Source organism: Centipeda noxia ATCC 43541, from assembly GCF_000160555.1.
Taxonomy (GTDB): domain Bacteria; phylum Bacillota; class Negativicutes; order Selenomonadales; family Selenomonadaceae; genus Centipeda; species Centipeda noxia.
The window spans coordinates 50,219-62,564 of sequence record NZ_GG749280.1 but is presented as its reverse complement, the minus strand read 5'-3'; the positions used below and the strand labels follow the sequence as shown (position 1 = coordinate 62,564).

Here is a 12,346-nt window from a genome sequence, read left to right as displayed (position 1 = left end):
CTACGATTATAGCAGGAAAAAGGGATTCTTTCAAATGACGCGGCTGAGAGAATTGAGGTTCGTCATAAAAGAGTCTCTGCCGTTTTATTTTGAAGCGCACGGCGATATTTTCCGACAGCAGGGCTTGTATTTAAGAACGTCTGCAGGTATGATGAGAGAGAATTTATTCTTGCTGTTCCATTCAGAAAGGCGGATACTTTAATGGGGATCAGAATCGCAGGCATTCTCCTGTGCGGACTTCTTTTTATGGGGAGCTGTGCAGAGGCATCCGGAGAGTTCCCGTATAAGAACGCGGTGCTCGCACATCGTGCACCCGACGGCAGTATCGGCTTTGTCGCAGGACCGGATCTTCCCGTGCTGAAAGCATTTGCGCCCGATGGAGCGGCACCTGTGTACTACATCCGATTTGACGCAGAAAAGAGTTCGTTCAAAAAAGCAAATGCGGTCCATGCGCGTGCCTATGCCGATGGTCAGCCGATCGCACTGGAGCCGGTCGGCTCCGAAGCCGATATGCATGACAGCAAGTGGTTCTCCGGATGGTACCGTCTATCGGCAGAGGATATTGCGCGAATGGGAAAAGCTGCGGAATTTTCGTTCCAGCTTGTCGATGGGGACAAAATTCTATGGGAGAAAAAGGGAAAGCTAAAAACGGCAGAGGCGATGCAGAAGCTCGCTGCCGCAGATCCGTCGCAGTATCTCCGGGAAGGCAATATACGTGCACAGAATGCAGATGATTCTGTACAGGAGGATTCCAGACCGCGTGTATTCCTCCCTGATGTTTCGCCTGAGGTGGTTCAAGGTCGAATCTATGGGCATTTGGAGGAACTCAAGAAAGACAAAGAAATGAAGTCGGAGTGGAGGGGCTTTCACTTCTTTCCGAATACGAACGAACACATCGTCAGCGTTATAGGGGACAGTATCGGCGACCAATGGCCTCTGGTCACGTTTGAAACGATTCCATATCATGGCGGGACTCTTCTTGCGATGATGAAGGATCAGCAAGGATATCTGTCATTTGCAAAATCATATTATACAGTCGGCATGATGACACCGGAAGGATTTGTCGTCACTTCGACCGGAATATGGCGAAGTCTTGCGGATCAATGGGATGGCTTCCTGAACGATCTGTATCGCGAAATGAGCCCGTATGCAGTGTTTCCCTTCGAGATCAGTTATTTGTATAAGAAAGATGAGGGGAATCATTTCTTTATCAAAACATCAAGCGATGCTGCCTTTTCAGAGGGAGATGAGATCCTGCACATTGACGGTGCATCTGTTGCTTGGTACAAGCCAAACGAACTGCGCCTTCTGCTCCTGCAGAAACAGGGAAACACTGTCTTCCACATTAGGCGGGCGAATGGGACGGAACACGATATCTCAGTGATGCCCAAGATTCATGCGCCCAATATGACTGCCGAACGCATGGAGCAGGAAGGAAAATCTGCATCCTTCGAGGGAAAAGAGATCGATGCTCCGGGTTTCTCTCTTATTACGCAGGGAAACTATCCTGCGCTCTTTGGCTTGATGGACGAAAGTTATCGCAAAACACCCTGAACGCAGAGAGATAGACAACAAAAACGGGTCAGCCGTACGAACCAAATTTTGGGTACGGCTGACCCGTTTTGTGCGCGATCATACGAAAAGAAATATTTTATATATCCCAATGCAGCTGCTCGGGATTCGGCGTGGCGCGGTCAATTTCGCACAGGATCCAAGAGGCATTTTCGTGCGATGCCGCAAAGGCATCGGCAAGGCCCTGTTCATATGCGGGGGGAATCTCCATGGCGTGGAGCGCCATGTGCATGTAGTCCTTTGCGATGAGTACGACGCCGCGTTCCGCAGCGAGATGGGCCTTGAACCGGTAGCCGTAGTAGAGATAGCTGTTGTGCGGAACCGTATCTTCAAGACCGTCAAAGACGGCAATGCGTTCATCCGCCTCTGCCTCTGCTTCCTCGGTCATGCCAAGCTTGTGCATGAGGTTCCAGCGGTCTGCCCAGAGTTCGCCGCGCAGAATATATTTGTAGAGAAAATCTGTGGCCTCCGCGCATTCGATTGCCATATTGATATGATCGAGCGCTGCTGCCTGCGTTTCCTTTTCACGGGCTTCCAATGCACTCAGTCCTTGAAGAGCGTAGACTTTTTCCTCTACATCCTGCGCCAGCTCCTCGTTCGGATCGGTGTCTATGATGCTCTGAAAGAGCTCCATCGCCTCTGCCCGATGCTCCGGCATCTGTGCGAGGAAATGTGCGAGCCGTGCGCGGGCATGCCAGTCCTCTGCACCGCCCGCAAAAAGCTCATGGGGCGGTGCTGCTGCGCCGAGGCGGTCCAGAACAACATGGATTCGTTCGTGAAATTGTTCCTGCGTCATAGTTCTATCACCTGTTTCATGCGGTCTAAAAGGGGGAGATCGTGCGTGATGACGATGAGTGTCGCACCGCGCGCGTCGAGCGCAGCAAGAACACGTTCGATCAGGCGTGCACCGCGCGCAGCATCGAGGCCTGCCGTCGGCTCGTCGAGGAGCAGTATCGGTGCGCCGGAGGCGAGGGCAAGCGCTGTGAGGAGTCGGCTGCGCTGGCCGCCCGAAAGACGCGAAGCATTCTTGCCGAGCGGCTCGTCGAGTCCTGCAGGCAGGGCGCGCACGACATCGGCAAGTTGTGCCGTTTCAAGGGCCTGCCAGATTTGTTGCTCGCTTATCTCGTCATGCAGACGCAGGAAGTTGTCCCGGATCGACGTGCTGAAGAGATAGCTTCCCTGAAGGGCTGCCCCGAAGAGGGCACGCGTTTCCACAGGGGTGAGACTCGTATGCGGGATGCCGCCGAAGCGAATCTCACCGCTGTCCGGCTCCCAGAGACGCAGAAGCAGACCGGCGAGCGTCGTCTTGCCTGCACCGCTCTCGCCAATGATCGCCGTGTGCTGACCACGGCGGACCGTGAACGAGAGTTTGTCCAGAATGGGAACGGAGGTATGATAGCCGAAGGAAACCTGCTTTGCTTCGATCAGAGGTGCGCCTTCCTCCGGTACTTTTGCAGCAGGCGACGAAGCTGTTTCTGGGGCAGCCTTGAACTCCTTCGGCAGTATGTTTGATGCCGCCTGCATTGCTTCCGCTGCACTGATGCTTGCAGCAGGGAGCGGACGGAACTCGCTGAGCAGCGCTTCGAGGGTGAGCACCCAGACGGCATACTGTACGCCGGTCAATGCACCGTCCCTGACAAGAGGTGTCAGCAGAACAATCAGCACGATCCAGACCGCTACGCGCAGAATATCGAGCAACGTGAAGAGCCTTTCACACCGTTGGCGTCTGGCGGCCTGCTCCCGCTGAAAGTCCGCCGCTGCCCGATCGAGAAAGTGGATCGCATGGGAAATGCTGCCGGCGGCTCTGAGTTCCGCACGTCCGTCCAATTGATCGAGCAGGCTGCCCCGATAGGCTGCACTCTCTATGCGCAGATCTTTTTCTTGGAGGAGACGGGGTAGGGAAAGATGGAGAAGATAGAGCACAAGGATAAGAGCAGCGCCAAAGGGCGCAAGGGGGAGAAGCGCGGCGCAGGCCGCAAGCATCAAAGCACCTGCGATCAACGGCTGCGGTACGGCGCGCAGATAGAAATCGCGCAGAGCCTCGCAGCCGGTTAGGAGATCGTGCAGGAACTCGCCCTCGCGGACATTACCCTCGCGCAGGGGAATCGCCGCGGCAGAGCGGCGGTATGTTGCCAGCTGCAGCTTCTCATAGCAGGAGAATGCAAGACGATGGGAAAGAAGGCGGTCGAGGTAGCGGAAGACGGCACGTCCAATGCCGCAGGCACGCACCATTGTAATCGCAAGGGCAAGTGCTGAGAGCGGCGGCTGCAGGGCCGCACTCGCGATGATCCATGCTGCTGCAGCGATCAGCGCAATGCCGAATGCTGCCGCAAGCACTCCCGCAAGGAGGGCAGGGAGTGCCTTTGCCGGGGCAGCAATTGCAAGAAGGCGAGCAAGTGTTCCTGTCATCAAACATCACCTCCTAATTCAATGACATGATCTGCCCATGCAATCAGCGCCGGACGATGCGATGTCAGGATCAGCGTGCGGTGATGAGCAAATGCGGTCAGCGCCTCGATGACGCATGTCTCCGTCTCGCCGTCGAGGCCTGCAGTGATCTCATCAAGGAGAACGACGGGACGGTTTTGGAAAAATGCACGTGCAAGACCGAGGCGGTGCCGTTCCCCCGCAGAGAGGGGATGGCCGCCTGCACCGAGGGGCGTTCGAATTCCCTCGGGCAGAGCGCGCAGGAAGTCGCCGAGCGCCGCGGCCTCGAGGGCGGCTGTGACAGATGCATCCGAAGCATCTTCCAGCCAGAGACTGACGTTCTCTGCAAGTGTTGCTGTAAATATATGCGGTTCCTGCGGCACATAGGTGATGAGCGACTGCCTCGTCCCTTCCGAGAGATGTGCGAGATCGAAGGCATTCCCTGTGCCTGCACCGTCGGCCAGAAAAATACTTCCTTCTGTCGGTGCAATCTGCCCTGCAAGCAGGAGCAGCAGCGTGGACTTTCCGATACCGCTTGCACCCGCAAGAACAGTGACTTTTCCTGCGGGAAATGAAAGACTCAGGTCAATCAGTACGGCCTCATTCGTCATTGGGTAGCGATAGCCGAGATGTTCCGTATGGACGGCGGGTGGTGTGAGAATGCGATCGCATGCTCCGTTCGCAGGAGAAGAGAGATCCAGATAGGGCAGAAGTGCTGACTCCGCCGTCTTTGCATCCATTGCTGCATGAAAGGCCATGCCGCCTTCGCGCAGAGGCTGGTAGAAGAGCGGTGCGAGAATGAGCACAAAGAATGCCGTTTGAAAGTCCATCATCCCCTCGAGCAGGCGCAGGCCGATCGAGACGGCGATGAGAGCAATCGAGAGTGTCGTGATCAGCTCGAGCGCAAATGCCGAGACAAAGGCAAGGCGGAGGACAGAAAGGGAGGCCTCGGCGAAAGAGCGGCTCATCTGTGCGAGATGCGCGCCCTCGCTCTCTGTGCGGCGGAAGATTTTGAGGGTCATTGCCGCGCGGATAAGCTCGCCGAAGCCGTCCGTCAGCGCCTGCATCTTGTCCCATTGACGTTCGCTCGCACGGCGTGTGGCGCGCCCGATCAGGAAGAGCAAAAAAGGAGCAATCGGGAGCGTTGCCAGAAAAAGAAGCGCCGAGAGAGGATCTGCAAATGCGGATACAATCAGGATGAGGGGGATGAGAACTGCGCCTGCGATCACTGTCGGCAGGACCATATGAAAAAACGGATCGAGCGCATCAACGCGTTCAAGCGTCAACGTCAGTGCGCCGGAGACGTCACGCCCTTGTGCGAGCATTGCCTCATGCAGAGCCTTGCGGCAGGAGAGGCGCAGATGATGGGAGAGCTGCGCCTCGATATGTCCTTTTGGCAGGCGCAGGAGCGCCATGGAGAGAACGCACAAAAACAGCATCAGAAGTTCTGATGCTGTTTCGGAAAGTCCGCCGCGCTGCATGAATACCGTATTTACGATGACCGCAGCCTCCCACGCCGCGGCGATGACGAGTCCTCCGTGCAGGAGTTCGATCGCCGCACGCATGAGAATATGATTTCTCTCCGCACGAAGGGCGGAGAATAGGATGGACTTCTTTTTCATTTGGTTGTCAGTAGGCTTGATGACTCGTGTCATCCGGAGCGATGCGTTTACGGAAAATATAATACGTCCAGATCTGATAGCCGAGGACAATGGGGACGAAGATGAGCGCCGCAATTGTCATAATGGAGAGCGTGTACTCCGTCGATGAAGCGTTGCGGATCGTCAGGCTCCAGCTCGGGTTGAGGCTCGAGACCATAAGCCGCGGAAAGAGTCCGGCGAAAAAGCCGATCGTCGTACCCGCAATGGCGAGACCGCCGAGCACGAACGCGCCTTTGGAGCAGTTCTTGTAAAGCGCCCCGATTCCTGCAACGAAGGAGACTGCGGAGAGGACGAGCGCTGCACCGGCGAGCGTGCTGTCGTAGAGATCCGTCTCTAAATAGGTGAGAACCATGCAGAGAACGTAAAGAACTGCCGCGAGGCCACCGAATTTCAGACCAAGCGTACGTGCACGTGCGAGAAGCTGCTGATCGGTGAGACGCAGGCCTAGGAATGAGGCACCGTGAAAGGCAAAGACCGTAAAGAATGCTGCGCCGCCGACCAGGGTATACGGGGTCAAGAGATCAAAGAAACTGCCCTGATAGACCATGTTTTGACCGATGGGAAGTCCCGCAATCAGATTTGTGACCGCAACGCCCCAGAGGAATGCAGGGACGATACTGCCGAACGTGATCGCATTCGACCACATGCTCTGCCATTTTTCATCCGTGCGCTGATGGCGGAATTCAAACGCGACCGCCCGCAGGATGAGTGCGACCAGCATGAGGAAGAGCGCGATGTAAAACGTACTGAAGAGGGTAGCATAGACATGCGGGAACGCTGCAAACATCGCACCGCCTGCCGTGATCATCCAGACCTCGTTGCCGTCCCAGACGGGACCGATCGTGCGGACGATCTGAGAGCGGTCGCTCTCTTTATCCGAGATAATCGTGAGAAGTGTGCCGACACCGTAGTCAAATCCCTCGAGGAAGAAAAAACCCGTGAAGAGCACAGTGATGAGCACAAACCAGAGAATATTGTAATCCATGTTTACTTCCCTCCTTCGATGGCAGGTGTAATCTGCGTCCGGCGGATGAAGCGGAAGGCGATGTAAAGCGCCGTGATGATGAGCAGCAGGTAGAGGACCGTGAACCCGATCATCGTAAACATGATCTCGGCCGCACTGAGGTTCGGCGAGACGCCGTCCATTGTCTTCTGCAGGCCCATGACAATCCATGGCTGACGGCCCATCTCTGCGACAATCCAGCCGCAGGAATTGGCGATAAAGGGAACGACAACGAGCCAGGGGAGCGCGCGCAGGAGTCCCTTGGACGAGAGGATCTTGTCCTTCTTCGAGAGATAGAATACCACGAGTGAGACGAGCACCATAAAGAAGCCTGCGCCGACCATCGCACGGAACGAGTAGAAGAGCATCGTTACATGCGGACGGTAGTCGTCGGGGCCGTACTTCTGGACGGCTTCCTTCTGGAGGTCGTTGATGCCGCGCACCTCACCCTTGATATTGTCATGCACCATGATGGTGAACATATAGGGGATCGTGATCTCAAAATCGTTCTGGCCCTTTTCCATATTCGGATAGGCAAGAACAGCGAACGGAGCAGGATCCTCCGTCTCCCAGAGTGCCTCCATTGCTGCGAGCTTCATCGGGCTTGCCTGTGCGAGGTACTGCGTGTGGAAATGACCGCTGAGGATGACGCCGAAAACACCGATGATCGTGTAGACTGCACCGGCCTTGATCGCCTGCGTGAATGCATAGCGAGACTCTTCATCGTGGAGCAGCTTCCATGCGGAGACTGCCATGATAACGAAGCCTGCCGTTGTGATGCCTGCAAAGAGCGTATGTGACTGTTCGCCGAGGATATAGTGGTTTGTAATCAGCTCGGTGAAGCTCGCCATCTCCGCACGCCCGTTGGCAATCGTATATCCGACAGGATGCTGCATAAAGGAGTTGGCAACGAGAATCCAGAAGGCAGACAGATTGCTGCCGATGGCAACGAGCCAGATGCATGCGCAGTGTGCCTTCTCAGAAAGCTTGTCCCAGCCAAACATCCAGATGCCAAGGAACGTCGACTCGAGGAAGAACGCCGTCAGCGCCTCGAGTGCGAGTGGTGCGCCGAAGATATCGCCCATGAAGCGCGAGTATTCCGACCAGTTCATGCCGAACTGAAACTCCTGCACAAGCCCTGTGGCGACACCCATCGCGAAGTTGATGAGAAAGAGTGTGCCGAAGAAATGCAAAAGCTTCCGGCAGGTCTTCTTCCACTCCGGCTTCTTCGTGTTCACGTAGCACGTCTCGAGCAGAGCGACAAAGATCGCCATGCCGAGCGTGACGGGGACGAAGAGAAAATGATAGACGGTTGTGATTGCGAACTGCCATCGTGACAGCAACACTTCTTCCATTCCCAAAACCCTCCCAAAATAAAGAACCCACAATATAATCACAGCCCCTGCTTTTGCCCCGAAAATTGGACAAAAGGTCATGGTTCGGTGAATTATATCATAGGTTAAAATGAAATACAAGTTAGAATGATATTTTCAATTATTTAGGAATGGATATTAGTTAAACTCATTCACGAAGTGCATTCATAATGAGCAGGAGCATCAGCAAAAGCAGTGCGCCCGCGACGAACGGATAGGAGAGAGGCGGAGCGCCGAGGAAGGAGAGAAGGCCCGCAGAGGCAGGTGCAAAGAGCAGGAGGAAGAAGATGCTCAGCCAGCGATTTTGCTTTGCGCGTGAACGTGCAGCGTTGCACGTATCCCAGAGAGCGACGAGACTCGGAAGTCCCGCCGCATCGAGCATGATATCCGGCGTAAAGTCCGCTGAACAGCTTTGTTTGTGCAGCGGATGTGACTCGAAATAAGCGGCGTTCTCGGCAGGCAGCAGCAGCTCGCGTTCTTCAGCGGAAATATTTTCATTCGGACCACGCAGAAGTTCTTCGTGCAGCGGATCCTGCGGAGCATCTTCTTCCGGAGAAGCAGGCGGCTCCTCCAGAGAGGAGGGACAGCCGATGCTGATATCTGCTGCGCGCAGCGCCGCCTGATCCGACATTGGATCGCCGACCATCGCGACGACGGCGCCGCGTGACTGCAGCAGCCGGATTTCGCGTGCCTTATCCGTGCCTGTGAGATCAGAACGTATCTCACTGATGCGGAGTTCCTTGCCCGTCGCATTTGCGAGACGCCTTGTCTCGCCCGTGAGGAGAACGAGAGAGAGACCGCGTTCACGCAGCTGCTGCAGCGTGCGTTTTACCTCTGCACGCACATCGTCACGTACGGCAATGATGCCGCGCGCATACTTGCTCGAGCTGACAAAGAGCGGCGACTGTCCGCTCGTCGCGAGCTGATCGGCGCGCGTGAGGAGAGCGGCACTGATCTCGATGTTCTCCTCCTGTAGCCATTCCTTCTTTCCAACGCGGACGGGCGTGCGCGCAATGAGCGCCTCAACGCCGAGACTTTCGGCCTCGCGTGCCGCCGAGTGCCGCTGGAGATGGAGACCGCGCTGAACGGCGGTATCATAGAGCGCCTGCGCATACGGATGTACGGCTTCGCGTTCGGCACTGGCAGCGAGCGCCAGCAGAGAGCCCTGCGTCATCCCTTCGGGAATCAGTCCTGAGATGAATATATTTCCTTCTGTGAGCGTTCCGTTGCGGTTGAATGCGATCGTATCAACATGAAGGAGCTCGGTCAGCGCGCCCATACGGCTGCATACGATGGCGCTGCTGTGCAGGCGGCGTTTGATGCGCATAGCGATCAGCCATCGTGAGACGATGAAGGGGAGCGGTGATGCGGCGAGGAATACGCCAAGGAAAATCTCGGACGCCGTTTCGATCGAGATATTGTCTGTGAAATACCAATACCCCGCAGCGCTCACGGCGAAGGCGACACTTGCAATAAAATGGACAAATGTTGAGGCAAAATTCTTCAAGGATGCTCAACTCCTAGCATACGACTTTGTTACAGGGGCATTATAGCATAGGAGATGGAAAGAGACAAACTCCTGAGCTGTGCTTGTCATTTTTGCGGATGAGATGATAATATGGAAGAAAAGATCTGCGTTGGGAGGAAATATGATGAAAGCGGTTGTTGTATATAAACCCGGCGGACCGGAACAGCTCGTTTATACAGATGTCCCGCGTCCTGCGCTTAAGGCTGGCTGGTCGCTCGTGCGCGTGCGCGCCTTTGGCGTGAACCATTCGGAGATTTTCACGCGCCAGGGGCTGTCTCCGTCCGTTTCCTTTCCGCGCATCCTCGGCATCGAATGCGTCGGGACGGTAGAAGAGACGACGGACGCAGTACGCCTTCCCGCGGGGCAGCGCGTTGTCTCACTGATGGGGGAGATGGGGCGCGCCTTTGACGGCGGCTATGCGGAGTATGTACTGCTGCCGAATGAGCAGATTTATCCTGTGCAGAGTGAATTGCCGTGGGAGATTTTAGCGGTGATTCCGGAGACGTATTACACGGCGTTCGGTTCGCTCAAGAACCTGCGCATCGAGGACGGATATACGGTCCTCGTACGCGGCGGGGCAAGCGGTGTCGGCATCGCATTCCTGCGCCTTATGCGTGCACAGTTTCCGCATATGTACATTGTTGGGAGCACCCGGCGCGCGGAGCAGCGCACACGGATGCTTACCGCGGGCTACAGCGATGTTGTGATTGAAGAGGACGGCATTCTGCGTACGGATGAACGGTATGACCGCATTCTCGAGCTGGTCGGCCCTGCTGTCATGAAGGACAGTATGAAACATCTTGCGCGCGGCGGTATTCTGTGCAATACGGGACTGCTCGGCGGGAAATGGGATCTGGAGGGATTTGAACCGATCGGAGATCTTGCGGAGGATGCCTATCTCACCTCCTTTTACTCGGGTAATGTGCGTGAGGAGCATCTGAGTGAATTGTTTGCATACATCAGACAATATAAAGTTCCCGTCCGGCCGGAGCGTGTATTCACCCTCTCAGATACTGCGGAGGCGCACCGCTGGCTTGAGGGGCGTGATGGCCTCGGCAAAGCTGTTGTGCTCGTATAGAACCCGGACCCCTCTCCTGTATGGGGAGGGGCTTCTTGTATTATATTGATTTCTGTGATACAATAAAATTATTGTGATATTATAGATTACATTTGAAAAGGAGGGACGGTATGGAACTCTTGCATGCAGTTCTTTCCATCTTTGCGGAGCGCAGTGCGTTCTTCCTCCAGCTCATGATCGAGCATCTGTGGATTTCAGGTGCGGCAATCGGCATTGCCATCGTTCTCGGCGGGGCGGCGGGCATTCTTATTCACAAATATGAACGGGCGGCGGCACCCACGCTCGGGACAGTGAACTTCCTCTATACGATTCCGTCGATTTCGATGCTCGGCTTTCTCATTCCTTTCTTTGGCATCGGCAACCGTTCGGCAATCATCGCGCTCACGATCTATGCACTCCTGCCGATGGTACGTGCGACGCATACGGGACTCACACAGGTTCAGTCCTCGCTCCGTGAGGCGGCGATCGGATTGGGCGGCTCGGCGTTTTATACATTGACACATGTTCAGCTCCCAATCGCCATGCCTGTTATTATGACAGGTATTCGCAATATGGCGACGATGACGATTGCACTTGCGGGCATTGCCTCGTTCATTGGTGCAGGCGGTCTCGGGGTAGCAATCTATCGCGGAATTACGACGAACAATACGGCGCTCACAATCGCGGGCAGTCTCTTGATTGCCATCCTCGCTCTTGCAGTGGACGGCGTACTGGGGTGGGCGGAACGGCGCATGGCAGAGCCGGTGCGACTGTGCGGGAAGAAACGCATAGCATATGCCGGAGCTGCGGCTGTGCTCATTGCGGTGAGCAGCGTGACATATGGTTTCTTCGCCAGGGCAGATGTCGTTCACATTGCTACGAAGCCGATGACAGAGCAGCTCATTATGGGTGAGATACTGAAGATGGTCATTGAACATAATACGGGACTCGAGGCGCGTATTACTGCCGGCGTCGGCGGCGGCACTTCCAATATCCATCCGGGGATGGAGAGCGGTGCATTCGATATCTATCCGGAATATACGGGAACCGGATGGAATATGGTGCTCAAAGAAGAGACAAAGTACAGCGAAGAACTATTTCCAAAGCTCACAGAGGAATACGAGCGGCGTTTTCACATGCGTTGGGCGGGGATGTACGGCTTCAACGACACGTTCGGTATTGCCGTTCGCCGAGAAATCGCCGAGCAATACGATCTGCACAGGTATTCCGACCTGCGCCGCGCCGCGCCCGATCTCACCTTTGGCGCGGAATATGATTTCTTTGAGCGGGCGGACGGCTATCCTGCGCTCTGCGAAGCATACGGACTAACATTCGGGCGCACGACGGATCTCGATATCGGATTGAAATATCAGGCATTTGCAAACGGGCAGATCGACGTGATGATCATCTTTACCACGGACGGACAGCTTGCCGCAGCGGATGCTGTCGTGCTCGCTGATGACCGGAACTTTTTCCCGTCCTATCGCTGCGGCAATGTCGTGCGTGCGGAGGTGCTCGAGCGTCATCCGGAGCTTGGTGATGCGCTGGAAAAGCTGACGGGAACCATCAGTGACGAGGAGATGGCGGCGATGAATTACGCTGTTGAGAGTGAGGGCAGGGAACCGCGTGCGGTGGCCGAAGAATTTCTGCGTGCAAAAGGCGGATTGATTTGAAATAAAATTGTTTCGATGTTAGAATGCAGAAGAGTGAAAATATTTCGCAGGA

9 protein-coding genes are annotated in these 12,346 nt (G+C 55.5%); 3 read left to right on the top strand and 6 right to left on the bottom strand.

Annotated features, from left to right (window positions below):
* Positions 1–201 precede the first annotated feature (201 nt).
* Entirely contained in the window at positions 202–1,554 is a 1,353-nt protein-coding gene (locus HMPREF7545_RS04205; protein ID WP_006694439.1) for a hypothetical protein, read from the top strand.
* Between the two features lie 97 nt (positions 1,555–1,651).
* On the opposite strand, the gene HMPREF7545_RS04200 is transcribed toward HMPREF7545_RS04205, so the two are convergent.
* From HMPREF7545_RS04200 to HMPREF7545_RS04175, 6 genes are all read right to left on the bottom strand, one after another.
* Entirely contained in the window at positions 1,652–2,368 is a 717-nt protein-coding gene (locus HMPREF7545_RS04200; RefSeq protein ID WP_006694438.1) for a hypothetical protein, read from the bottom strand.
* Positions 2,365–3,981, bottom strand: a complete 1,617-nt coding sequence (cydC, locus tag HMPREF7545_RS04195; RefSeq protein ID WP_006694437.1) for a thiol reductant ABC exporter subunit CydC — start codon at positions 3,979–3,981, stop codon at positions 2,365–2,367. Before cydC ends, HMPREF7545_RS04200 begins: the two co-directional genes overlap by 4 nt.
* Positions 3,981–5,654, bottom strand: coding sequence for a thiol reductant ABC exporter subunit CydD (gene cydD, locus HMPREF7545_RS04190; protein WP_006694436.1), 1,674 nt, complete (start codon positions 5,652–5,654; stop codon positions 3,981–3,983). Before cydD ends, cydC begins: the two co-directional genes overlap by 1 nt.
* The gene (gene cydB, locus HMPREF7545_RS04185) at positions 5,629–6,645 is read right to left on the bottom strand and encodes a cytochrome d ubiquinol oxidase subunit II (RefSeq protein ID WP_006694435.1); all 1,017 of its coding nucleotides are present in this window, start codon (positions 6,643–6,645) and stop codon (positions 5,629–5,631) included. Before cydB ends, cydD begins: the two co-directional genes overlap by 26 nt.
* Before the next feature lie 2 nt (positions 6,646–6,647).
* Complete coding sequence (locus HMPREF7545_RS04180; protein WP_040571210.1) at positions 6,648–8,018, bottom strand: cytochrome ubiquinol oxidase subunit I; 1,371 nt, start codon at positions 8,016–8,018, stop codon at positions 6,648–6,650.
* Between the two features lie 166 nt (positions 8,019–8,184).
* On the bottom strand, positions 8,185–9,543 hold the full coding sequence (locus HMPREF7545_RS04175) for an HAD-IC family P-type ATPase (RefSeq protein ID WP_040571209.1): 1,359 nt from the start codon (positions 9,541–9,543) through the stop codon (positions 8,185–8,187).
* Positions 9,544–9,685: 142 nt separating this feature from the next.
* On the opposite strand from HMPREF7545_RS04175, the gene HMPREF7545_RS04170 reads away from it, so the two are divergent.
* Positions 9,686–10,642, top strand: a complete 957-nt coding sequence (locus HMPREF7545_RS04170; protein ID WP_211204985.1) for an alcohol dehydrogenase catalytic domain-containing protein — start codon at positions 9,686–9,688, stop codon at positions 10,640–10,642.
* Between the two features lie 110 nt (positions 10,643–10,752).
* Positions 10,753–12,294: an ABC transporter permease/substrate-binding protein gene (locus HMPREF7545_RS04165; protein ID WP_006694430.1), complete on the top strand. Its 1,542-nt coding sequence runs from the start codon at positions 10,753–10,755 to the stop codon at positions 12,292–12,294.
* The last annotated feature ends 52 nt before the right edge of the window (positions 12,295–12,346 follow it).

Bases quoted from the DNA above. Each gene is read 5' to 3' on its own strand.
- HMPREF7545_RS04205 (WP_006694439.1), top strand. From the start codon at position 202: ATGGGGATCAGAATCGCAGGCATTCTCCTGTGCGGACTTCTTTTTATG.
- HMPREF7545_RS04200 (WP_006694438.1), bottom strand. From the start codon at position 2,368: ATGACGCAGGAACAATTTCACGAACGAATCCATGTTGTTCTGGACCGC.
- cydC (WP_006694437.1), bottom strand. From the start codon at position 3,981: ATGACAGGAACACTTGCTCGCCTTCTTGCAATTGCTGCCCCGGCAAAG.
- cydD (WP_006694436.1), bottom strand. From the start codon at position 5,654: ATGACACGAGTCATCAAGCCTACTGACAACCAAATGAAAAAGAAGTCC.
- cydB (WP_006694435.1), bottom strand. From the start codon at position 6,645: ATGGATTACAATATTCTCTGGTTTGTGCTCATCACTGTGCTCTTCACG.
- HMPREF7545_RS04180 (WP_040571210.1), bottom strand. From the start codon at position 8,018: ATGGAAGAAGTGTTGCTGTCACGATGGCAGTTCGCAATCACAACCGTC.
- HMPREF7545_RS04170 (WP_211204985.1), top strand. From the start codon at position 9,686: ATGATGAAAGCGGTTGTTGTATATAAACCCGGCGGACCGGAACAGCTC.
- HMPREF7545_RS04165 (WP_006694430.1), top strand. From the start codon at position 10,753: ATGGAACTCTTGCATGCAGTTCTTTCCATCTTTGCGGAGCGCAGTGCG.